The 23,218-nt window shown below is 48.4% G+C and carries 16 protein-coding genes and 1 pseudogene; 6 read left to right on the plus strand and 11 right to left on the minus strand.

Annotated features, from left to right (window positions below; all coding sequences use genetic code 11):
• Positions 1 to 25: 25 nt before the first annotated feature.
• The 9 genes and pseudogenes from C7I86_RS10360 to C7I86_RS10395 form a co-directional block, all read right to left on the minus strand.
• On the minus strand, positions 26 to 1,780 hold the full coding sequence (locus tag C7I86_RS10360) for a hypothetical protein (RefSeq protein WP_010873176.1): 1,755 nt from the start codon (positions 1,778 to 1,780) through the stop codon (positions 26 to 28).
• Positions 1,781 to 1,865: 85 nt separating this feature from the next.
• Complete coding sequence (locus C7I86_RS10365; protein ID WP_010873177.1) at positions 1,866 to 4,073, minus strand: caspase family protein; 2,208 nt, start codon at positions 4,071 to 4,073, stop codon at positions 1,866 to 1,868.
• Between the two features lie 152 nt (positions 4,074 to 4,225).
• On the minus strand, positions 4,226 to 6,232 hold the full coding sequence (locus C7I86_RS10370) for an NAD(P)/FAD-dependent oxidoreductase (protein WP_010873178.1): 2,007 nt from the start codon (positions 6,230 to 6,232) through the stop codon (positions 4,226 to 4,228).
• Positions 6,233 to 6,667: 435 nt separating this feature from the next.
• Positions 6,668 to 6,906 (minus strand): annotated as a pseudogene (locus C7I86_RS19180) (IS701 family transposase); the annotation flags it as partial.
• A gap of 22 nt (positions 6,907 to 6,928) precedes the next feature.
• Complete coding sequence (locus C7I86_RS10375) at positions 6,929 to 8,047, minus strand: branched-chain amino acid ABC transporter permease (RefSeq protein WP_010873179.1); 1,119 nt, start codon at positions 8,045 to 8,047, stop codon at positions 6,929 to 6,931.
• 81 nt (positions 8,048 to 8,128) lie between these two features.
• Positions 8,129 to 8,677, minus strand: coding sequence for a ribosome recycling factor (frr, locus tag C7I86_RS10380; protein WP_010873180.1), 549 nt, complete (start codon positions 8,675 to 8,677; stop codon positions 8,129 to 8,131).
• Positions 8,664 to 9,386: a UMP kinase gene (gene pyrH / locus C7I86_RS10385; protein ID WP_010873181.1), complete on the minus strand. Its 723-nt coding sequence runs from the start codon at positions 9,384 to 9,386 to the stop codon at positions 8,664 to 8,666. The genes frr and pyrH overlap by 14 nt, the downstream gene beginning before the upstream one ends.
• A 200-nt stretch (positions 9,387 to 9,586) precedes the next feature.
• Positions 9,587 to 9,808 carry a type II toxin-antitoxin system HicB family antitoxin gene (locus C7I86_RS10390; protein ID WP_010873182.1) on the minus strand — a complete coding sequence of 74 codons (222 nt, stop codon included), beginning with the start codon at positions 9,806 to 9,808 and terminating at the stop codon, positions 9,587 to 9,589.
• On the minus strand, positions 9,809 to 10,153 hold the full coding sequence (locus C7I86_RS10395) for a type II toxin-antitoxin system HicA family toxin (RefSeq protein ID WP_020862242.1): 345 nt from the start codon (positions 10,151 to 10,153) through the stop codon (positions 9,809 to 9,811).
• Positions 10,154 to 10,400: 247 nt separating this feature from the next.
• Here C7I86_RS10395 and clpB point away from each other — a divergent pair, with 247 nt between their 5' ends.
• Together clpB and C7I86_RS10405 are read left to right on the plus strand one after the other, a co-directional pair.
• Positions 10,401 to 13,097 (plus strand): ATP-dependent chaperone ClpB, encoded by a 2,697-nt coding sequence (gene clpB, locus C7I86_RS10400; protein WP_010873183.1) that lies wholly within the window; start codon positions 10,401 to 10,403, stop codon positions 13,095 to 13,097.
• 30 nt (positions 13,098 to 13,127) lie between these two features.
• Positions 13,128 to 13,616 carry a hypothetical protein gene (locus C7I86_RS10405; RefSeq protein WP_010873184.1) on the plus strand — a complete coding sequence of 163 codons (489 nt, stop codon included), beginning with the start codon at positions 13,128 to 13,130 and terminating at the stop codon, positions 13,614 to 13,616.
• Positions 13,617 to 13,727: 111 nt separating this feature from the next.
• Here the strand turns inward: C7I86_RS10405 and C7I86_RS10410 are convergent, their stop codons facing one another.
• Together C7I86_RS10410 and C7I86_RS10415 are read right to left on the minus strand one after the other, a co-directional pair.
• Positions 13,728 to 16,955, minus strand: a complete 3,228-nt coding sequence (locus tag C7I86_RS10410; protein ID WP_010873185.1) for an efflux RND transporter permease subunit — start codon at positions 16,953 to 16,955, stop codon at positions 13,728 to 13,730.
• A gap of 187 nt (positions 16,956 to 17,142) precedes the next feature.
• Positions 17,143 to 18,546: an efflux RND transporter periplasmic adaptor subunit gene (locus C7I86_RS10415; RefSeq protein WP_010873186.1), complete on the minus strand. Its 1,404-nt coding sequence runs from the start codon at positions 18,544 to 18,546 to the stop codon at positions 17,143 to 17,145.
• A gap of 393 nt (positions 18,547 to 18,939) precedes the next feature.
• Between C7I86_RS10415 and C7I86_RS10420 the strand changes: the two genes are divergently transcribed.
• From C7I86_RS10420 to C7I86_RS10435, 4 genes are all read left to right on the plus strand, one after another.
• Positions 18,940 to 20,049, plus strand: a complete 1,110-nt coding sequence (locus C7I86_RS10420) for a type IV pilus twitching motility protein PilT (RefSeq protein ID WP_010873187.1) — start codon at positions 18,940 to 18,942, stop codon at positions 20,047 to 20,049.
• 103 nt (positions 20,050 to 20,152) lie between these two features.
• Entirely contained in the window at positions 20,153 to 21,367 is a 1,215-nt protein-coding gene (locus tag C7I86_RS10425; RefSeq protein ID WP_014407124.1) for a type II secretion system F family protein, read from the plus strand.
• A gap of 401 nt (positions 21,368 to 21,768) precedes the next feature.
• Entirely contained in the window at positions 21,769 to 22,446 is a 678-nt protein-coding gene (locus C7I86_RS10430) for an ATP-dependent Clp protease proteolytic subunit (protein WP_010873190.1), read from the plus strand.
• Between the two features lie 99 nt (positions 22,447 to 22,545).
• Entirely contained in the window at positions 22,546 to 23,154 is a 609-nt protein-coding gene (locus C7I86_RS10435; RefSeq protein ID WP_010873191.1) for an ATP-dependent Clp protease proteolytic subunit, read from the plus strand.
• The last annotated feature ends 64 nt before the right edge of the window (positions 23,155 to 23,218 follow it).

Below are 23,218 nucleotides of genomic sequence, written 5' to 3' on the forward strand. Positions count from 1 at the left end.
TTTAGAATAAAAATTGACAAAATCCCTAAAAGTCTAGGTCAACTCCCAAAGATAAGCGCAGGGTGCCCAATCCCAACTCCTGGGGAGTGAGGAAACGGGTTTCAAAATAGCCCAACATATGGCGTAGTTCCGGCCTACCTTTGGATTGTCCCGTTACCCCCATGGCAATTAAAACCGCACAATAACCCTTGGTATCGCGACAGCGACGCTCCCAATTTTTTTTCGCCTGGCGGTGGGCCGGGGCATCAAGGAGAAATTCTCCAAAGAGAAACAATTTATCCTGGCCGGTTTTGAGGATACCCAAGTCATACCTAGTTTCCGTCCAGCAGTCTCGCCCCGCATTAAAACCCAGTCCGGCGATTTCTCCCTCTTGCTGTAACCGGCGAATTAAATCTTTGGCCTTAGGACGGCTAGTTTGGATCATCAACACTGGCATGCCATCCCCCTTTTGCCGAAATTCACTGGCTTGGTAATGAACCATCGGGGAGGAACGGAGACTATGCACTAAGTCCCAGGGCACCATACCCAAACTCATATACGAATTATCGGGAATTAAATCATCTTCCAACAGATCATCATCGTCTTCTTCCTCTTCCTCATCAAAACCCAATTGCCCCAAAAACTCCGCCGTTAGCTCCGGTTGGGTGGAAAGCTGCACCAATAGCTGTTCCTTGGTGTTCTTGGGCTTGAGGGGATGTTTGACCTTCACTTCTTTGGTAATTAGCTCGACATTTTCCGCTTCAAAATCGCCGTGGTGGGCTTTGACAAAATGGGCCAATCCTTCCAGGGCACAGTAAATCGCTAAGGCCTCCTCTTCGTCGATAAACGGACGAATGCCTTCTAGGGGATGGATACTGCCGAAAATGGCTGTGGCCTGGTTATCTTGGCTAGCTGGGAAAAATGGCGGGTTTGCCCTCGGCAGGGTTTCTCCCTGGTCTCCGGCTTCGTAGTTAATGAACCAACAGTCCTGGGAGAGAAAAACCTGTTCTAGGCATTGGTTATCGTCCTCACCCATGGCCATTGCCCGAAAGGTTTTCAGGGATTCCAGGGAACGGTAGAGGATGATGCCATATTCTTCCCCCAACATTCCCATCACACAGGCGTAGAGGGGGGGCACTCCCTCCAGGGTGGGAATTTGGATAGCGATAATGTCTAGGTCGGTCAACACCTCCCAGGGGGATAAATGCCAAATTTCCCGGGCTAACTTTTTAAGGGGGACATCGAATGCTGGAGGAATGGGAGCCGGGCGATGATCGTCAATGGTGTCAAAGGTGCGAAAGAGTTCGTCAATGAGGGGAAGCTGGGCTTGGTATTCCACATTAATATTCAGGCCCTGGAGAATTCCCCGCAGTAAAAACTGTAGCTCCCGGTTGCGGACAACAATTTTTTGGGGCCGACAGGGGGGCGCTGGCGATCGGGGCATCTCCATGGCCCGGATCAGAGTACGGACTACGGTTTCCATGCCTGAAGTTTCAGGAATCACATCCATGGAACGCACCAGCCCCTCAGTGCCATCCACCCAGAGAATGCATTCCCCTGCTTCCCCATCTTCCCTTTCCCCCAAGGATCCCCCCTGAAACGGGCGGCGATCGCCTTCCCAGACACTCGGAATCTGTGGTAGTTGCTGCAACCGATGCTGGGTGGACGAGGGCAAGGAAGATGTCATAGATGAACAATGGACAGACAAAAATATGTAGCACAGTGGCTGGGTTGGGGCATTTTCAGCGGAAAAAGCAATGCCTAGAGTTAATGACCGCACCAAGGTCCATGGCATACCCATAATCAGACCCCGCTGGTCAAGGGAAGCTCCACCAACCCTGAAACGTCTAATATCCTAACAAGGAATCCCTAGATTGCGGGCTTTTCTAAATGACTTGATACATAATGGGCAGACTTAACCAATCGGCGGTGGATAGTAAAATCATATCGTCAGGGACTGGGGCCACCGTCACCCCATGGGCGGTTAGGTCTTGGACCAGGGCTAGTACCACAGGGAGCAAATTTTTCAATGGCAGCACCCGGGGGGGATGGCTTTCTAGGCTGGGGGGATCGATGGAATTGTTGCCGGTGATTTGTTGTCCTAGGGCTGTGGCAGTGCCGGCCAGGGGAAAACGGGAAAGAATTAAAAACCAATGGGCGATCGCCTTGTCTCCACCAATAATCCAGAGGGGATCTTCTGGGCTAGGCCAGGTCAGTTGTTCTTTGCCCTGTAGTAACTTTAGGTCTGGACGGAGAATGGCCGCCACACTCAGACCGCGATTATTCACCCCAATCAAACAACCGTAGAGGGTTTCATTGCTAAAGTTTTCCAATTCACACTGTAAAGCTTGGTTGGTGGCCACGGCGGGCAGGAAGCTGGGGGGAGCATTGGGTATGCCATTGCCCCCATTGCCGGGGTTGTTGTCCTGGGGAGGATAGGGGTAACGGGTTGATCGCCATTGGTAAATTAGGCGGGGCAGGGGATTATCGCCGCTGGTTTGTTGCACCAGTTTGATGCCGGCCCCCAGTTGGGTGCTATTGCCATTGGCCAGTAAGGTCAGCCATTTCAAGGCCAGCAAACGGTTCAAGCAGGGGTCTAGGGCACCAATGACAGTTTTCACCGCCCCGCTGGACTCAGACTTAGTCAGGGGTTGCAAAGGGTTTCCCCCCTCGGTAAAGAGGCTATAGCGATGGGCTTCCAGTCTGCCAAACACACAGTCTGCACTACCTTCCCCGGCATTAATCACTGTTTCCACGGCGGCGATCGCCCCAAAGGCACTGGTGGCATCCACCCGCTCAATGCGTTCCAGGTCATGGGCTAGGGCCACTGTTAAAGCGAGGTTTTTAGGGATAGCTCGGTATATTTCCCGCAGGGCACTGCCCACCAGCATTTCCTTTTTGCTTTCCCCGCCATTGGCTTCCGTTGAGGATGTCGCTGACTCGGCCTTGGTCGATGAAGTTTTGGTGATCGCCGTTAATGTGGCGCTTTGTCCTTTAACACTTTGCACTTGCCAGAGGGAATTATCCGTGGAGTTAAGATCGCTCCCCGTCTCCGTAGCTGGAAAAGTTAAATAACAGGAATGCACCAAAGCCCGCTTTTGCACCAGGGGAGCCAGGGCCACAATTTGACTTTGTAGGGAATTGCCACTGATTAAGCCAGTTACCATTCCCTCTCCTCCCGTGGTTAGGGTGGTGGGAGCGAGGAAATCAGGGGAATTATTTGGCGATCGCCATTGGGGAATTTGTTCTGTCCCTAGGCGGGGAACCAGTAAATTGCGGCTATGGTCCCACAGACTGGCCATCACACTGGTGGAGCTATTTTCCCAAAGACTTTGGGTGAGGGCCAAAGTGAATAGTCCCGCTGACTGCTTGCCCAGTTGAACTTCCACCGCAGTTTGCCCAGGGCTAGTGGCACTAATTAGGGTGATATTGCCCAAACTTGCTTTGGTTGGGGGATTGCTGGGGTTAACTTCTGGGGGGATTGGCCCACCCCGACCGCCACTACGACCCCGGAGATTGCCCTCAAACTCCTCCACCCCAGTGCTAAAACCACAGTCGAGCACAAGATAGACCTGCTTAGTTTTGAGAGATTGCAACCAATTGATTAGGGTAGTGAGGGGTAGAAAGTTATCCTCTCCTTCCCCGTCTAGAAATAGTCCCAAATGGGGTAGAGCCTGCTCCCAGGTCGGGTTGGGGGTCATGGCTGCTGGTGGGTTATAACTGCCATAACCACTAAAGGCCACCACCACTGGGTCGCCTTTCTGCACCTGTTGCCGTAGATGCTCATCAAATAAAATTTCCAGGGCTGACAGGGTAATACCTTGGGGGTCTAACCCGGCAATCTTGGCTTGATCAAAACCGTAACGCCCCGTTAAAACTTCCCCCAGCAATTGCCTATCGGTGGTGCATCCCATCAATCCCCGGCGATCGCCATTGGCTCCATTACCTTGCCCCGCCGCCAACAGTAGGGCCCACTTTTGATTGGTGTTGGATGCGAGGGATTGGCCCATATTTCTGCCGGACCATGCCCAGGCCCAGGAACCAAGGCCCAGGGCCATGCCGCTACGTAAAAATGTCCGTCGGTCAAAGGTCATTGTCAATTCAACTCTCTAAGGCGATCGCCATGGGCCTAGCTTAGCGTTTTGAGAACTTTGGTGCTGGACACATTCCCATAATCAGATTAACAGCAATGTTTGCATTGGTGAATGTGCCGGAGCAAATATTTTTTTCTTAATGTCGCCCTAATTTACTTGGATTGTTGAGCTAATTTTGGTTGAATTTGATAACCGAAACACAACAAAGAAAACCATAGTTGGGGAGAAAGCTTTTCCAACCAATTGCGGGAATTAATTAGCCACTGGGGATACCAAAAGCGGAATAGGGCATTGAGTAAAGCTTGACGGGAAAAATCAAAATAAACTAACAGCCATTTTAGTAGATCCTCGGTGCCAGCCATCTGCCAAATCCAAAACAATAGTTGGGGATTTTTGCTAGCAGCCTTAAGAGCTAAGCGAGAAAATAATAGCCAAGTAGTGCGGTCTTTAATGAAAGTTTCCGCCACCGTTGGGGCCGAGTCTGCCAATAGACCAAAGAAAGTATTGAGCATGGCATTAACCTGTTGGGGCGGCAATTGTTTCCCCGTCGGCACCATCATTCCCTTGGAAAACATCCAAGTCACAGCAATATTACTTTGGTAGGCCCGAATTTGATTTAATTGCTTTGCTTGGAGCAGGTCATACTGCAAAGCTGTGTGCAACAAGTCCGTTAATTTGGCTAGATTCCGTACTAGAGAGCCAAACCCAGTGAACACCAAAGGAGATTGGAGAGAAGCGGCATCCCCGATCGCCATTAATCGGTCTAGGGCAATGGTACGGTCTTGGGCGCTGGTGCTAAAGTGACCAGGAATATAACCGAAGGTAGCTTTTTTCCAAGTTAACTTTTCCAGATTACAGCGACGATACTCCGGCAAAATGCTGAAAAAGTCTTCGTACATTTCCAACAAAGAACCAGGATTTTCCCGATTAACTTGATGGTAATGGAAAAGATAAATGGTCATTTCGTCCCCTGCTCCGGGGAACAATTCCCAAATTAACTGCCTACCCCGGGAAATATCTCCATGGGAATTGAGCACATCACCATAAGCATTATCCCAAACCACCGGATCTAGGCCTTCCACCACGGCCCCCACCGTGGGACAAACACTGTTAAAAGTTTTACCGCCATTTAATTGCCAAGCAATGGGAGAAGCGGTACCCATGGCATCTACTAACAATCTGGCTTGGGCTAATTTTGTTTGATTATTTTCCAAATTAATGCAATGGACTACCACTTTGTTCGGATCAATAGTGGCGTTAATAAATTCAGTTTCATCCCAAATAATTCCCCCTGCTTGCTGGAGTTTATGTCCACAGATAGCCAAGAATTTAGCCGAATCTAGGGCAATGTTTAATACAGTGGGAGTGTGGAGCACATTAGCTTTAAGATGGGGCGGATTATAGGCATCAAAAAACTTATTAAACCCGTCTCGATATTCCCGGGCAATGACGCTTTCAAATTCCTCTGGGGTGAATAAATTTAAGTCAATTAACCGCTGAAATTCATCCCGGGAAATATTCCATTCCCGATTCATTCGGCCGAAGGGCAATCGTTCAATGAGCAGTACCCGATAACCCAACCGGGCCATCACCGCCGCATGGACTGAACCCAGAGCCCCGCCCAGGTAAATTAGGTCAAACTCAGGGGTTGCAGGGGCGATCGCCGTTACCGTGGAGGTTTGACTGACCACCTGCCTAGGGGTTTGGGGATTCGCTACATTGTCCCGCCACCGTTGTTCCCACCAGTAAACGCGCTTGAGGTCATATTCTCCTTGGGGAAATTTTTGGAAGAATTTAACCGTTTCAGGATATCGATCTTGTAACGCCTGGAAAATATTTTGCCGATCCAGATCGATCGCCGGTGGGACCGGATAGGTGGGAGGAAATTTTTGCCCTAATGCCCGCCTTAATTCCTTGGCGATCGCCGTTTCTTGGGGGAAGCTAGTGTCACCCCAACGCACACACTTAAGATAGGTAGTTCTTTGTAGAGACCACACAAAAATGGATAGTTCACTGCTTTGGCCGGAGGAACCCCGCAACCGTAAACCTTGCTCCGTAGGCAACTTTTGCCCCACTAAGGGCGACCAATTTCCCTGAAGCCAAGCGACAACTTCAGCGGTGGCAGGGGTGGGGACTTCACAGTAGAGCAGTTCACGCATGGGTTGGAAATGGACTTAAAAGTCGTGGCCGGCGGATTGCCAAAGCACAAAAAATGTGTAGGAAAAAAGCAAAATGTATCTGGCTTGTATTTATGGTATCAACCAATGGGCAACTGGTTGAGTATTTGTCGGACAAAAAACTAAGTTTGCCTATAGATTAAACCCTAGGCTTGACAAAATTGCCACTGAAATCATATGAGATTTACAAGTTTTTTTGATGATTTAATAATTTAATCGCCCAGATTTAATTAATTAAAAGCAAGCCTAAATCTTGTCATTAATTTATTGGAAAAACCTGTGGTGTTAGGGAATTAGTCAGCACGGTAAGCCGGGAAAATTTTAATAAATGAAAGCTTCTTAATGGCTGGGGTGTATAAATCACCGCCATCCAGGGCTTTAATAAATTAAAATAGCATAATGACTGAATTATTAACCTCATATTATTAAGTATGTTTTTCCAGCCACTTCTTTGATTCCAGCAGAGATATTTTTGTATATTCTGATAAGCTATCTTCTTAGTCTGTTTTGATTGACTTTAAGGAATCACTCTGCGGGGATAAATTTTCTATCTAAAGACTTACCGTTAAATACACGCTCATCACTATTTCCTCCCATTTTTCTATTCTCGAATAGCCCATCATTCTAAAATCTGCCCACCCCAATTCATTCTTTAAGGGAATTTGAACAAAGTTGCCCTTAGCGCCCTAGGGTTAACTCTTCTTTTTTGCCTAAAATGCCCTGGGGTCGCCACACCATTAACACCATTAAAATTAGCCCGATGACCATAACCCGTAAAGCTCCGGCTTGACTCTGGTCTAAAAAAGCAATTTGGGGTAACAAAAACCTGGTTAGGGAATCATAGGCCCAAAAAATAATGGTGCCCAACACCGTGCCCGCATTACTGCCCGCTCCCCCCAGCACCACAATGATCCAAGCGTTAAAAGTCAGCAACGTGTCAAAATTACTGGGGTAAATACTGGTCAATTGCCAAGCAAACAATGCCCCCGCTAAACCGGCGATCGCCCCGCCACCCATGAAGGCCTGTAACTTATACCAAAAAACATTTTTGCCCAGGGCCCGGGGAATTTCTTCATCTTCCCGGATGGCTTTGAGAATACGACCCCAGGGGGAATGGACCCAAAATTCCAAACCAGCATAGGTAAGGGCCAACAAGGTTAAAGCTAATAACATTAGCCCCGCCTTACCAGAGTAGTTATACAAAGAAACTACCCCAGGCACATAGGCAGTTAAAATCAACGCTGTGGTAATAATTCCCCAAATTAGCAAAGCCAAAGGCTTACGGGGCTGATAACTCTTACCTTGGATTTTTTTACCCTCTTTCCACTGTTTTAAGAGACTTTTAATTAAAATACTTTCAGCATAAATAGTGAGAACTGTGAGCCAAATCACAAAAACAATGCGACTTAATAATGTGGGGTTAAAATCCATCGGCCAGGGAAAACTTTGTACCCCAAAAGTTCCCTGGGTTAACCACTCTTCGTTGTTGGCTATCAAGCGAATTAACTCGGAAACGCCGATGGTAACGATCGCCAGGTAATCTTCCCTTAATCTGAGGGTAGAGGTGCCAATGAGCAAACCCAACGCCATGGCCAATCCCATCCCTACCAACACTGCCAGGGGAATGGGCAAACCTCGTAAACTCAGCAAGGTGGTCGCGTAGGCCCCCAGGGTCATAAAAGCGACATGGCCAAAATTAATCAACCCGGCAAAGCCCCATTGTAAATTCAAGCCCAGGGCAAAAATACCGTAGGTAGCGGCGGAAGTGATCAAAAAAATCAGATAGCCAAAGTTCATAGAATTCAAGGGAGCAATGATGTTCGGCCAATGAGTCCAGGGTTTATTTTGACCACTGTTGAAAGTCAGTCTAGCAAAGGATTACACCGTGGTGATGTCCTTTTCCTTAGCCGCCAACAATTCATCAATACGCTTGGTGGATTGATCAGTCAATTTTTGGATTTCTTCTTGCAGATCCCTGGCTTCATCTTCGGAAATGTCCGAATTTTTTTCCTGTTTCCTCACTTCATCCACCGCATCCCGGCGAATATTACGGATGGCCACTTTGCCTTCTTCCGCCAATTTACCTGCTACTTTCACTAGTTCTTTGCGTCGCTCCGCTGTCAGAGGAGGTATATTCAGACGAATGACTTTACCATCGTTGTTGGGGGTTAAACCCAGATCCGACAGGGAAATGGCCTTTTCAATGGTGCCAATACTGCCCATGTCAAAGGGTTGAATCACAATGGTGCTGGCATCGGGGGTGCCAATGGTGGCCAGAGATTTTAACGGGGTTTCGGCGCCATAATACTCCACAGTAATCCGGTCTAGCAGGGAGGCATTGGCCCGGCCGGTGCGGATGGTATTGAAGGATCTCTGGGTCGCTTCAACACTTTTTTGCATGTGGTCCTTGAGTTCAGCTAACTTCACAATTTTCTCCAACTAACGTACCGACTGCTTCGCCTTTGATGGCCCGTACAATGTTACCGGGAACCCCCAGGTCGAAGATCATAATGGGAATATTATTATCTTTGCATAAGGCGATCGCCGTGCTGTCCATGACTTTGAGATCTTCGGCCAACACATGGCTATAGGTCAGAGTGGTGAAGCGGCGGGCATTGGGATTGGTTTTGGGGTCAGAATCATAGACCCCGTCCACCTTGGTCGCTTTGAAAACCACTTCCGCATCAATTTCGGCGGCCCGCAGGGCGGCAGTGGTGTCGGTGGTGAAAAAAGGATTACCCGAACCAGCCCCAAAAATTACTACCCGGCCCTTTTCCAAATGACGGATGGCCCGCCTACGAATGTAAGGTTCCGCCACTTCCTGCATGGCGATCGCCGTTAACACCCTGGTGGGAATATCCATTTGTTCGAGGGCGTCCTGGAGGGTCATGGCGTTCATCACCGTGGCAATCATACCGATGTAGTCGGCGGTGGCCCGGTCCATCCCAGCAGCGGAAGCTTTCACTCCCCGGAAAATGTTGCCTCCCCCCACCACAATGGCCAACTGTACCCCGGCCTGGAGAACATCCTTAATTTCCTGGGCGATCGTTCCCACCACAGCGGGGTCAATGCCATAGCCCAGGTCTCCCATGAGGGCTTCACCGCTCAATTTCAACAAAACTCGCTGGTAACTCATGCCGCCATCACCATTGATATAAAGACAAGGAATGAGGGTTAAACGCAAAATTCCCCCCATACCATAGCACCCAAGGGGAACCTGCAACGACTTTTAAACACCCCCGGTCTTTCTCCAACGGTCAGCCAGCTATTTCATTTTCATTACCCAATTCCTGCAATCGGATTTAGCGGCGATCGCCCTAAAAATACCCATGTACCCTATGCGGCACTCAACATCTTAATTTTGGCAATTTCTGCTTCCAAACTAGGCAGTTTTTGGTTGTGGGTCTGGGCTGTTTCTAGCCAGAGATCTTTAACTATCATTAATTCTTCTAGAGTTTCCTCTAGGGTTTCTCCTTGGGCCAAACAGCCACATAACGCAGGAATTTCAGCGACAAAACCACCTTCTGCACAGGGATAAATAACAATTGGATAATTCATCTATTTTTTCTCGATAATTTCAAGGATTCGGCGAATATAGATTGACTTGACTTTCTTGTTGTGGACGGGAATAACCAGAATAATATCATTTTTTTTGAAAATGTGATGACTACCTGTGATTCTTTCAAGATAGAAGCCTTCTAGCTCCAGTAACTTACAGACATCACTGAATCTAATGTTGTTAGGACTATTTTTCAGGAGCGCAATGAGTTTTTTTCTTTTAGGCACAGTTTCATAACTTATCAATTGTATTCCCCAAAATTTTACCAGAGTCTGAAATGTTTGTTGAAGTGACTCTTCTTTGCTGGCAAAACTGATTTGGCAAATATTAATTTCAGGTAACAAAGCAGTAAACTAAGATCATAGACTATGACAACCTACTTTTAAAATATCTAGGAAAAACAATCATTATTAGATAGCTAGATGGAATTTTAAAGGGACAAAGCTGAGGGGATAATAGCTAATAAAAAATTTGCCAAATTGTATTCCAGACAAGCTTAATCAAAAATGCAAAGCTTAACAACTAGGAAAATGATTCAGTCCCCCTTACAATGGATGAGCAGTTTTGCCCATATCCCTCAAGCTAGTCTGAATGCAACCTACTGATCCAACCAAATTTACTGAACAAGCCTGGGACGCCATTGTTAAATCCCAAGAAGTAGCCCGTCGTTATAAGAACACAAATTTGGAAGTAGAGCATATTCTGCTGGCGTTGTTGGAGCAGGATATGGGTTTGGCGGCAAGGATTTTCCAGCGGGCGGCGGTGGATGGCGAGGGACTACGGCAACAGTTGGAAATTTTCACCAACCGGCAACCCAAGCAGGCTTATGTAGAACAACTTTACCTGGGGCGTAGTTTGGATGTGATGCTAGACCGGGCCGATGCCGCCCGTAGTAGCTGGGAAGATAAATTCATTTCCGTTGAACATTTACTGGTGGGGTTTGCAGAGGACGACCGGGTGGGGCGCAAAACCCTCCGCGCGTTTAACCTTGACCCCCAGGATTTAGAGTTGGCCATCAAAGCGATTCGAGGTTCCCAAAAGGTGACGGAGCCAAATCAAGAAGAAAAATATGAAGCGTTGGATAAATACGGACGAGATCTGACGGAGCAGGCCCGCCAGGGTAAGCTAGACCCAGTGATCGGTCGAGATGAGGAAATTCGTCGAGTTATTCAAGTACTCTCTCGGCGTTCCAAAAATAACCCTGTCCTGATCGGTGAACCGGGGGTGGGCAAAACGGCGATCGCCGAAGGTTTGGCCCAACGGATTATCAATGGCGACGTACCAGAATCATTAAAAAATCGGCAGTTAATTTCCCTGGATATGGGCAGTTTAATTGCCGGGGCTAAATATCGGGGGGAATTTGAAGAAAGACTGCGGTCAGTGATGAAGGAAGTGACCAATTCCGATGGGCAAATCATCTTATTCATTGATGAAGTCCATACCGTAGTGGGAGCCGGTGGTCGCGAAGGTTCTGGGTCCATGGATGCAGGGAATTTGCTCAAGCCCATGTTAGCCCGGGGGGAGCTGCGGTGCATTGGGGCCACCACATTGGATGAATACCGCAAAAACATCGAAAAAGATCCTGCTTTAGAAAGAAGATTTCAACAGGTTTACGTCAAGCAACCTAGCGTGGATGATACGATTTCCATCCTGCGGGGTTTGAAGGAAAAATATGAAGTACACCATGGGGTCAAAATCACCGACTCCGCCCTAGTAGCAGCAGCTACCCTTTCCCATCGCTATATCCAAGATCGATTTTTGCCCGACAAGGCGATTGATTTAGTGGACGAAGCAGCCGCCCGATTAAAAATGGAAATTACTTCCAAACCGGTGGAATTAGAGGATATTGACCGACGCTTAATGCAACTACAAATGGAAAAACTTTCCCTAGAAGGGGAAGAAAAACGTCCTGGTTTAGGAGCTGACAAATCTTCCAAAGAAAGACTAGAAAAAATTCAGCAGGAAATTACTGAATTAGAGGGTCAGCAACAGGAATTATCCGGTCAATGGCTGTCGGAAAAACAGATGCTGGAAGAAATTAACACCCTCAAAGAAAAGGAGCAAGAGCTAAGACTTCAGGTAGAAAAAGCTGAGCGGGCCACTGATTGGGAAAAGGCCGCCAAAATTAAGTACGGAGAGTTAGAAGTCCTCCAACATGACATTGAAGAAAAAGAAAGTAAATTACTAGAAATTCAAGGCTCCGGTAATACTCTTTTGCGGGAACAGGTAACGGAATCGGACATTGCCGAAATTGTCGCCGGTTGGACGGGCATCCCCATGAACCGTCTCATGGAAACGGAACGGCAAAAATTATTGCAATTGGAAGGTCACCTCCATCAGCGAGTGATCGGTCAGAAGGAGGCAGTAGCGGCAGTTTCTGCGGCCATACGTCGGGCTAGGGCCGGCATGAAGGACCCCAGTCGCCCCATTGGCTCTTTTCTGTTTATGGGGCCCACGGGGGTAGGTAAAACGGAATTGGCTCGGGCCTTGGCCGGGTTTCTGTTTGACAGCGAAGAAGCCATGGTGCGGATTGATATGTCCGAATATATGGAAAAACACGCCGTTTCCCGTTTAATTGGAGCTCCCCCCGGTTACGTGGGCTACGAGGAAGGGGGACAATTATCGGAAGCAGTGCGCCGTCGTCCCTATTCCGTTGTGTTGTTGGACGAAGTGGAAAAAGCCCATTTAGACGTGTTTAATATTTTGCTGCAGGTCTTGGATGATGGCCGCATTACCGATTCCCAGGGGCGGGTGGTGGATTTTCGCAACACCATTATCGTCATGACCAGTAACATTGGCAGTGACCATATTCTCAGCCTTTCCGCCGATGATGCCGACTACGACAAAATGCAGAAACAGGTATTACAATCCCTGCGCAAACATTTCCGTCCGGAATTTCTCAACCGTATTGATGATCTAATTATTTTCCATACGTTGAAACGGGATGAGTTGCGTCGCATTGTCGTCCTACAAATTAAACGCATCGAGAAGTTATTAGACGAGCAAAAAATCACGCTTTCTCTTTCCGATGCTGCCCTGGATCACATCGTCAGTGCTGGTTACGATCCCACCTACGGAGCAAGACCTTTAAAACGTGCTATTCAACGACAGTTGGAAAATCCTATTGCCACTAAAATCTTAGAAAATACTTTCGTTGCAGGGGACAAAATTCTCATTGATTGTGTGGATGGTCAGTTAATCTTTGATAAAGAAATAGAGCCCACAACATTACCAGAAGAGCCAGAAGAAAATATCACAGCGGTGGAAGTCGAGGTTCTTTCTTCATAATATTAACTCTAAGTAAATCAACATAAGACTATGGCTATCTCTCTAGATGAAGATAATCAAAAAATAATAGAAATTCATCAAGTGATAAATACGAATAGTCGTTTTTACGGACATTTAGTAAATTGGTATGAGGGCGTTTCTTGGCATTATGGCATTGGACTCGATGAAAATCTGATTTTTGACACAGGCGGGCTTTCGATTTTTACGAGAAATCCAAGCGAGTTCTTTATTGTCCCAGACGTGCAAAAGTTTTCTCCATATCAGACAATCGAGCGGCTCTGTTACGCTTTGATTTGCTTTAAAGATTGGGATTATGGGCTTTTGGGATGGAATTGTGAACATGTTGCTCGTCTAGTTGCATCGGATTCAGCCGTATCTTATGAAATTAAAAAACTGCCATTTCCTATTCCACAAATGAATCATGGTGCTTGGCACCCTAATGCCAGAAACATCTTGGATAGCTTTATAGATCAAAACAAATACCTAATCAATGACACACTAACTACATTTCCTAGCTGAAAAAATATTGTTCAGCTCTGCAAGGCACCGAAAACATCTGTGGATACCCAATAGACTGGTATTTCAATCTTTTTTCAACCTAGAATATTTGCAAAAATTTTGAGCAAACGATTATTGGATTTTTGTTGGTACATCTTCTTCGGTTAAGCGGGATTCCAAATCGGTTTTGACTTTTTCTATATCAACCCCTTCCCATTGGTGTAGCAACACGTACAAGCAGGGAATTAAAAATAGGGTTAGTAAGGTAGCGAGGGAAAGACCGGAAAACACCACAATGCCCAAAGGTTGGAGCAATTCTGATCCTTGTCCAATGCCCAGGGCGAGGGGAAACATGCCCAGCACGGTGGTAATGGTGGTCATCAAAATCGGTCGTAAGCGTTGGGGGGCTGCCCGTAAGATAGCTGCTTCTCGACTGATGCCTTCTTCGGCCCAGATTTGGTTAGCTAACTCCACCATGATGATGGCGTTGTTGACCACAATCCCCACCAGGAGTACTGTACCAACAATTACCGTGGCACCGATCGCCGTTTGGGTAACGTATAAACCCAAAATGCCTCCAGCCAAAGCCAAAGGTAGGGTGAACATAATTACCAGAGGATCGAGGAGAGAATTGTATTGCACCGCCATAACCACAAAGACGAGAAACGCCGCCAAGCCCCCTAAAATCACCAGGGAAGACTGTAACTGTTCATTGCTCGCCGCCGCTGTACTGGGCAGTCGAGACACCCCGGGGGGAAACTCCATGGCGGATAAAACTTGGTCAACTTCTGTGAGAGCTTCACTCAAACTAGCCCCTTCCACTAACGTACCAGCAATTAAAAACACCGGCCGTTGGTTAATGCGTTGAATTTCCCCCGGTGCCCGACCTTGGTCAATGGTGGCCACATCCCCCAAACGGATCGGGCGATCGCCATCAATAAAGAGGGGAATTTGTGCCAAATCCCCAGGGCCAGAGAGCAAATCATTGTCCAATTTCACTCGCACATCCACCAGGCGATTTTCCCGTTGCAACTGGGTGGGCACAGCACCGTCTAAAGCAGTTTGGACTGTCTGCCCAATGGCTTGGGTGGTTAAACCTAATTCCGTCGCCCTTTGCCAATCGGGACGAATCTGCACTTCCGGTTGACGGGGATCGGCATCGGGACGAAAACGGGCCAATGTAACTTTTTCTCCTAATTCCGCCAACACTGCCCGCCCCGCTTCATCTAACACATCGGCATCATTCCCCTGCAAAACCACATCCACATCTACGTTACGTAGGGGGGAATTGCTCAAAATCAGACCCCGCAACTGTCCCGGTGCCATCCGCAGACGAATATCCACCAAGTTCAGCGCTTCCAATTCCGCCGTCACCCGTTCGGTGAATGCCTCCACATCGGTATTGGGTTTTAGGGTAATGGTGCTGGAACTGCGCAGAGCATTAGCATTAACGTTACTGCCAAAGAGAAACCCCCCCACCGTGGTGAAAGCGTATTCGGTTTCCGGCTGATTGATGAGGATGTCATCCACGATCGCCATTAAGCGTTGGTTTTCCTCTAAGGGAGTGCCGGGGGGGAACTGGGCAAACATACTGGCTTGACCCGTATTGATGCGGGGCAAAATTTCCTGGGGAATCTGTCCGATCATCCACAAACTACTGCCACCAAAAACAATGAAAATAGAAGCCACCGCCACCAATCGATGTCGGATCAGGATGGATAAAAAACGGGCGTAGGCCGCCGTGGCCCCTGCAAAACGTCGGTTAAATTCCCGAAAAAATAACCAATTACCCAAACCACTCCGGCGGCGAATGGCCAATAAACGGGAAGCGGCCATGGGCACTAGGGTCACTGCCACCAGGATGGAAGCCGCCACCGCAAAACTGATGGTCAAAATTAATTCATTAAAAATCAGGGCAATGAAGCCACCAATCATCAAAAATGGCAATACCGCCACCAAGTTAGTGCTAGTGGAAGCCACCAGTGCCGATTCCACCGTTTGACTACTGGCGATCGCCTGGTTGCGCATTTCCCCTTTAGTTAGTGGGAGGGGATTAACTTTGCCGGGGGTCATGCCCGCCCCTTCCGCAATGGTTTCCAACATGACGATGGAGTTATCCACCACAATGCCCACCCCCAGGGCCAAGCCCCCCAAACTAAAAACGTTCAAGGATAAACCAAAGGCCTTCATGACAATGATGGCCGCCATGGTGGCCAAGGGAATAGCCAACACAATAATTAACGTCTGTCGCAAAGAACCGAGAAATAACAAAACGGCGATCGCCGCCAGGACCGTACCAATTAACCCCGAAACAACAACGTTATTGACCGAGTTACGGATAAAAACTGAATCATCTAAGGTAGGGGTTAATTCCGCCGCCTGGGGAATAATGCCTTCTGTGCGTAACTCCTCCAAACGTTTTTTAACCCCATCCACTACTTCAATGGTGTTAGCCTCCGGTTGTTTCTGCACACTCACTTTTACCGCCGGATTACCGTTGAGGGTCACAAAAATCCGTTCTTCCTCTGTACCGTCAATAACAGTGGCCACATCCCGCAGATAAACTTTTTGGGCCGATTGATCCTCCAGACCAGACACTGTGCCCACCACTAAATCCTCAATTTCCTGGGCTGAAGCAAATCTACCCACTGTACGGGTTAAAGGTTCCGACTCCGTACCAACAATTCTGCCCCCGGAAATATCCACATTTCGGCTCTGTAAAGCATCCAATACCTGGGTCAAACTCACCCCCGACCGCTGTAGTCGTTGTAAATCCACATTGATCCGGACTTCTTCCTGGGCTGCCCCCGACACATTCACCGATGCCACCCCCGGCACCACTCCCAATTCCCGTGCTAACTCCTCTTCTGCAAATACCCGCAACGATGGCCCCGACAACTCCGGGGAGGTAACGGCAAATTCATACACCGGCAACTGGGAAGGATCAAACTTAAATAACCGGGGGGTTTCCAGATCATCCGGCAACTGGTTGCGGGCCCGGTTAAAGGTAGCGGTGGCGTCATTCAACGCTTGGTCAATATTGCCCCCCGGCTCGAAAAACAAATCCAGGCTAATTTGCCCCTCCCTGGTTTGAGAGTAAACCTGCACCACCCCTTCCGTGGCTGACAGGGCCGCTTCCAAGGGTCTGGTAATTTCGTCCACCGCCACTTCCGGAGATACCCCTGGAGCATCTAGTCGCACGCCAATGCGGGGATAGGTGATGGAAGGCAACAGATCCACCGGCAGGGAAAAAACAGCGAAAACCCCCAACACAATAATGGCCAGGGTGAGCATAAGGGTGGCAATGTGCCGACGGATGGCCAGGCCACTCAGACTAAAAACGGAGTTGGGGGAGGACATAGGGGCTGGGGGGATGGGGAACAGAGGAGGCAATAATTCCTGGGGAAAGGAAAAATTTCAATGGTTCGAGGATTCGAGTCTTTTGACTGGGAAAATGTCGGAGAGGTTTAATCGATTTATTTGAACAGTTCCAGTGGAGCTAAAACGAACAAAAACTTAACAGTCTCCATTAACACTATTGTTCCTGCTATTTTTCTGATAAAACGCTGAGACGAATTTGACTATCCGGTTGTAGCGGTCTACTACTGCGGACCACAAAACGTTCCTGGGGAGCTAAGCCTGCCACAATTTCCACCTTCCCGTTGGCAGTTTGCCCCAGGGTAACCGATCGCCGTTCCAGCACGTCTTTTTCCCCTGCTTTGGTCACCACAAAAATGGCATCTTCATCGACAATGGCAGATTCTGGAACTACCACATTGGTATCTGCACTGGCATCAAAACTGACCCTGGCCAACAGCCCAGCGCCAATTTTTTCACCAGGATTATCCATGGTTATTTCCACCGGCACAAGGCGAGAATTAACGTCAGCCTGGGGGGAAATGCGGGTTACCACGCCCGTAAAAGTCTGGCCAGGAAACGCATCTAGCTTGACGTTGACCTTTTGCTGTAGGGCAATTTGGGCCAGTTGCAACTCCGATACCTGCACGTCAATTTCTAACTGACGAAAATCCCCCAGTTGCAAAATTTCCGTCCCCGGCTGCACTAAATTGCCTGGTTCACTTAATCGTCGTAACACCCGCCCCGGAAATGGTGCTCTGACGGTGGCGTACTGTTGCCTAGTTTGGGCCTGTTCAATGGAAGCTCGCTGGGCATTCATCTGGGCGGTGGCCGCCCCCACCCTCTGCTGTTCGATCTGCACCTGGGCGATCGCCGAGTTGAGGATTTGGGACGCAGTTTTGGCCGCTGTTTTAGCTTGGCTTAATTGTTGGCTAGCGCTGGCCTGTTCGTTACGCAAAATTTCCTTGGCTTGACGGGCTCTGGTTTCTGCCTGTTCCGCCTGTTGGGCACCGCCAGCTCCCTCTTCGGCTAATAGTCGGAAGCGAGCAGCATCGGCCTGGGTTTGATCTACTTCCAGCCGGGCTTGTTCAATGCGGGCGTTGAGGGAAGTTTCCAAACGGATAATGTCCGCCTGGGCCTGTTGCAGTTGCAAACGGGCCTGTTCTACCCGAATTTGGGCATCCCCCACCTGACTTTGGGCAGTTAAAACTTCCGAACGTTGGGCCATTTTCTCCGCTTTGGCCTGGTCTACCGCCCCCAGTAATAAATCATCTTCAATTTCCGCCAATATTTCTTCTCCCCTGACCCGATCGCCCACATCCACTGGTAGCCTTTGCAGTCGTCCTTCAATCTGGGCTTTGATGGAGGCTTCCCGCACTGGGGCTGTGGTGCCCGTATATTCCAACTCCTTGGTCAATGCTTGGGGTCGAGCTAGGGCCACATCCACGGCGATCGCCTGGTTTGATTCAGTATTCTCCGTTTGGGCTTTGACATTTTGTTCCCAGAGATCGCTGCAACCCATCAGGGAAAAACTTAATAAACCTAGCAGGGAAAGTTGCCGTCGCAGACGTTGGTGGGGGATGTACTTGTTCATAAAAACGATGCGAGGGAAGAATAGTACCGAATTAGCGGGCTAGGACAGGAAGGAAAGTCAATACCAGCCTTAGAATTTAGTTTTAGCCAGGCCAAGTGACCTAGAAAAGCCCAGTAATATTGCTTTACCTTAACAAAGTAACAAATAAGTTTACAAAACCCACCTTTGGGGTGGCCGATTCCAATCGTCCCTGTGCCAGTTGTCTTCAGTCCATTTTTTCTCCGTAAAAACCCCCAGCAAGTTGGCAAATTTGGGCAAAGAAGTCCAAGGAATTGATAAATTGTGACCATTTGTGGCGATCGCCGGACAAATAGAGGAAAGTGGCATTAAACTTTTGTTAGCCCCTGTGCTTGCTTTGGCTGTGGGTTCAGAACTTATAGGAGCATTAAAGTCATGGCTTTGGAATACATGATCGAAGACCTCATGGAGCAGTTGGTGGAAATGGGCGGCTCCGATATGCACATTCAAGCGGGGGCACCGGTTTATTTCCGGGTGAGCGGCAAATTAGAACCGATTAACGAGGAAGTTTTAACTCCCCAGGAAAGCCAAAAGTTAATCTTCAGCATGCTGAACAATTCCCAACGGAAAGAACTAGAACAAAATTGGGAATTGGACTGTTCCTATGGCGTGAAAGGTTTAGCTCGTTTCCGGATTAACGTTTACAAAGAACGGGGTTGTTATGCCGCCTGTTTACGGGCCCTTTCTTCTAAAATTCCCAACTTTGAACAATTGGGACTGCCCAACATTGTGCGGGAAATGGCGGAACGCCCCCGGGGACTAATTCTAGTGACGGGACAAACTGGCTCCGGTAAAACCACCACTTTGGCAGCAATTTTAGACTTAATTAACCGCACCAGGGCCGAACATATTCTCACCATCGAAGATCCGATCGAGTATGTGTTTCCCAACGTGCGCAGTCTTTTTCACCAGCGGCAACGGGGGGAAGATACGAAAAGTTTCTCCAATGCTCTGCGGGCAGCGTTACGGGAAGATCCGGACATTGTACTGGTGGGAGAATTGCGGGATTTGGAAACCATTGCCCTTGCCATCACTGCGGCAGAAACCGGACACTTGGTTTTTGGCACTCTCCACACCAACTCAGCAGCGGGCACCATTGACCGGATGTTGGATGTGTTTCCGGCTAACCAACAGGCCCAAATTAGAGCCATGTTATCCAACTCTTTACTAGCGGTATTTGCCCAAAACTTAGTCAAGAAAAAGTCCCCCAAACCCGGGGAGTTTGGCCGGGCCCTAGTGCAGGAAATTATGGTCATTACCCCGGCGATCGCCAACCTAATTCGGGAAGGCAAAGCGGCCCAGATTTATTCCGCCATTCAAACCGGAGCAAAACTAGGTATGCAGACCATGGAACAGGGCCTGGCCACGTTGGTGGTGTCGGGGGTAATTTCCCTGGAAGAAGGTTTAGCTAAGAGTGGTAAGCCGGACGAGCTACAGCGCTTAATCGGTGGCATGACCCCCCAGGTTGCCGCTAAACGTCGTTAGCATACGGAAATATACCGATTAACATAAGTTTTTCGGTGCAATCCCCCTAATCATCTGACCCCAAACTATTAAGCTCGTAAAATTGTGACGGAGACAATTAACCATGGCTACGTTTGTCGCTCAAGTTAAAGATCGTAAAGGTAAAACCACCAAAGCCAAGGTGGAAGCCATGAGTCCAGAACAGGCTCGTACCATCCTCCGCCAACAATACGCGGCGATCGGCCCCATTAAGCCAGCCGGAGGGGAAATAAACCTCGAATTCCTGGAAAATTTACTTAACAACGTTAGTGTCAAGGACAAAGCGGTTTTCTCCCGACAGTTTTCCGTCATGATCAACGCTGGCGTGGCGATCGTTCGTTGTTTGGGGGTGCTGTCGGAACAATGTCCTAATCCCAAACTGAAAAGGGCATTAACGGGTATTAGTGGGGAAGTTCAACAGGGCACTAACCTTTCTGAAGCCATGGGCAAATATCCCGAATGTTTTGATGACCTCTACGTCAGCATGGTGGAAGCAGGGGAAACGGGGGGGGTTTTAGACGAAGTTCTCAACCGACTTTCCAAACTGCTGGAAGACATGGCCCGTCTGCAAAACCAAATTAAATCCGCCATGGCTTATCCGGTGGCAGTAGGTTTCTTGGCGGTGGTGGCTTTTCTCGGTATGACCATCTTCCTCATCCCTGTCTTTGCGGGAATTTTTGATGACCTGGGGGGAGAACTGCCCGCTTTAACCAAATTTATGGTCGGCCTAAGTAACTTTTTAAGAAGTCCAATGGCCGTCATCCCCGTAATTGTTATTGTGGTTGCCGTTTTTCTATTCAAAAAATATTACGGAACCTATGCTGGGCGGCGACAAGTCGATGCGGTGATGTTGAAACTACCTTTGTTTGGTCCCCTGAATGAAAAAACCGCTGTAGCTAGGTTTTGCCGGGTATTTGGCACCCTTACCCGTTCGGGGGTTCCCATTATTCAGTCTTTGGAAATTGTTTGTAATACTGTGCCCAATAAAGTGATTTCCGATGCGATCGCCGGGGCTATTAGTGAAATTCAACAGGGGGGCATGATGAGTTTGGCTCTGCAACAAAGTAAGGTTTTCCCCTCTTTGGCGATTCAAATGATTAGTATTGGGGAAGAAACGGGGGAACTGGATGCCATGATGATGAAAGTGGCGGACTTCTATGAAGACGAAGTAGAACAAACCGTCAAAGCGTTGACTAGTATTATAGAACCAGCTATGATGGTGCTGATTGCCGGTATGGTCGGGACAATTTTGCTTTCCATGTATCTACCCATGTTTGCCATCTTTGATCAGTTAGGTTAATTCAATTTTTGCCGCTGTAGTTGTGAAGAGAGTAGGGCGTCACAAAAAAAGTATTAGCGCTCTGCTTTCTTCTGATTGCTTGTGACAACTTGCTTTGATCAATGCATGAAGCAACAGGGCGATCGCCACCATTACTTAGGAGGTCGACGTTTTTTGTGACCATTACTGGCCAATTTTGACCACGGCTTAGTCATTGGGGGTTCCTTGCCGGGGGACGCTTGGGAACTCGCGATCAGGAACAAGAGAAGGGCGACGAAATTACGTTCTGGGGGGCCGCTTTGCCCTAGGGAAACTTGCAGAGAAGGTTAAACTTAAAGGAAAATGATCGTAACCAATATCCACGGGCAAATAAGGCATTCCTCTGGTTTCGCCTTTTTATCCATCGACCCCAACCTGACAGCATGGAAATAACTGCGGTTCAATCCTCCTACTATGGCGACATGGCTTTCAAAACGCCGCCGCCGGATCTTGAATCACTTCTGCTTAAAGAGCGCATCGTTTACTTGGGAATGCCGCTTTTCTCCTCCGACGAGGTCAAGCAACAGGTCGGCATTGATGTGACCCAGTTGATTATTGCCCAACTGCTCTATCTCCAATTCGACGATCCCGATAAACCAATCTATTTTTATATCAACTCCACTGGCACTTCCTGGTACACCGGCGATGCAGTGGGTTTTGAGACCGAAGCCTTCGCCATTTGCGACACCCTCAACTACATCAAGCCCCCAGTGCATACCATTTGCATTGGTCAAGCCATGGGCACCGCCGCCATGATTCTTTCCTCTGGCACTAAGGGTTACCGTGCTAGTCTGCCCCACGCCACCATTGTCCTCAACCAAAACCGCACCGGAGCCCAGGGTCAGGCAACGGATATCCAAATTCGGGCCAAAGAAGTGATTTCCAACAAACAGACTATGCTGGAAATTCTTTCCCTCAACACTGGCCAAACCCAGGAAAAGTTAGCTAAAGACATGGACCGAACCTTTTACCTCACCCCTGCCCAGGCCAAGGAGTATGGACTGATTGACCGGGTGTTAGAAAGTCCAGCGGAATTGCCTAAACCAATGGCAGTGATTTAGTTAGTTTCCATTCTTTCCTGCCAACCAAGCCCCCTTAGGTCAAATCCCGACCTTTTTAATGTAGCCAAATTCCCTTCCCAAATTTAAGCGTAGAAACCCATGCCTATAGGTGTTCCCAGTGTTCCGTTTCGTCTTCCCGGCAGTCAGTATGAACGGTGGATTGATATTTATACTCGGCTGAGCCAAGAGCGGATTATTTTCCTTGGCCAAGAGGTGAATGATTCGATCGCCAATCGGATTGTGGCATTTTTGTTATACCTGGATTCCGATGATCCGAGTAAGCCGATTTATCTCTATATCAATTCCCCTGGTGGTTCAGTAACTGCGGGTATGGCCATTTACGACACCATGCAATATATCAAGGCAGAAGTGATCACCATTTGCGTTGGTTTGGCCGCATCCATGGGGGCGTTTTTGTTAGCCTCCGGGGCACCAGGAAAACGGTTAGCCCTGCCCCATGCCCGGATTATGATCCACCAACCCATGGGCGGTACTGGCCGCCGTCAAGCAACGGACATTGACATTGAAGCCAGGGAAATTCTCCGCATTCGTCAACAGTTGAACGAAATTATGGCCCAACGTACCGGCCAAACTGTGGAAAAAATTGCCAAGGATACCGACCGGGACTATTTCCTATCAGCGGCAGAAGCAAAGGAGTACGGCTTGATCGATAAAGTGATTGAAAACTCCACCATGGGCAATAACTAAGCTAATAGCCCAATCAATAATTGTTTCTTGGCAAAACCTCTGGCAAGGTTCCAAGATAAGATCC

It is taken from the genome of Synechocystis sp. IPPAS B-1465, from assembly GCF_003015225.1.
GTDB lineage: Bacteria > Cyanobacteriota > Cyanobacteriia > Cyanobacteriales > Microcystaceae > Synechocystis.

Excerpts from the sequence above, each read along its gene's own strand:
- pyrH (WP_010873181.1), bottom strand. The coding sequence starts at position 9,386 with ATGAGTTACCAGCGAGTTTTGTTGAAATTGAGCGGTGAAGCCCTCATG.
- C7I86_RS10375 (WP_010873179.1), bottom strand. The coding sequence starts at position 8,047 with ATGAACTTTGGCTATCTGATTTTTTTGATCACTTCCGCCGCTACCTAC.
- C7I86_RS10365 (WP_010873177.1), bottom strand. The coding sequence starts at position 4,073 with ATGACCTTTGACCGACGGACATTTTTACGTAGCGGCATGGCCCTGGGC.
- C7I86_RS10410 (WP_010873185.1), bottom strand. The coding sequence starts at position 16,955 with ATGTCCTCCCCCAACTCCGTTTTTAGTCTGAGTGGCCTGGCCATCCGT.
- C7I86_RS10390 (WP_010873182.1), bottom strand. The coding sequence starts at position 9,808 with ATGAATTATCCAATTGTTATTTATCCCTGTGCAGAAGGTGGTTTTGTC.
- C7I86_RS10405 (WP_010873184.1), top strand. The coding sequence starts at position 13,128 with ATGGCTATCTCTCTAGATGAAGATAATCAAAAAATAATAGAAATTCAT.
- C7I86_RS10430 (WP_010873190.1), top strand. The coding sequence starts at position 21,769 with ATGGAAATAACTGCGGTTCAATCCTCCTACTATGGCGACATGGCTTTC.
- C7I86_RS10425 (WP_014407124.1), top strand. The coding sequence starts at position 20,153 with ATGGCTACGTTTGTCGCTCAAGTTAAAGATCGTAAAGGTAAAACCACC.
- C7I86_RS10435 (WP_010873191.1), top strand. The coding sequence starts at position 22,546 with ATGCCTATAGGTGTTCCCAGTGTTCCGTTTCGTCTTCCCGGCAGTCAG.
- C7I86_RS10360 (WP_010873176.1), bottom strand. The coding sequence starts at position 1,780 with ATGGGTATGCCATGGACCTTGGTGCGGTCATTAACTCTAGGCATTGCT.
- clpB (WP_010873183.1), top strand. The coding sequence starts at position 10,401 with ATGCAACCTACTGATCCAACCAAATTTACTGAACAAGCCTGGGACGCC.
- C7I86_RS10420 (WP_010873187.1), top strand. The coding sequence starts at position 18,940 with ATGGCTTTGGAATACATGATCGAAGACCTCATGGAGCAGTTGGTGGAA.
- C7I86_RS10370 (WP_010873178.1), bottom strand. The coding sequence starts at position 6,232 with ATGCGTGAACTGCTCTACTGTGAAGTCCCCACCCCTGCCACCGCTGAA.
- C7I86_RS10415 (WP_010873186.1), bottom strand. The coding sequence starts at position 18,546 with ATGAACAAGTACATCCCCCACCAACGTCTGCGACGGCAACTTTCCCTG.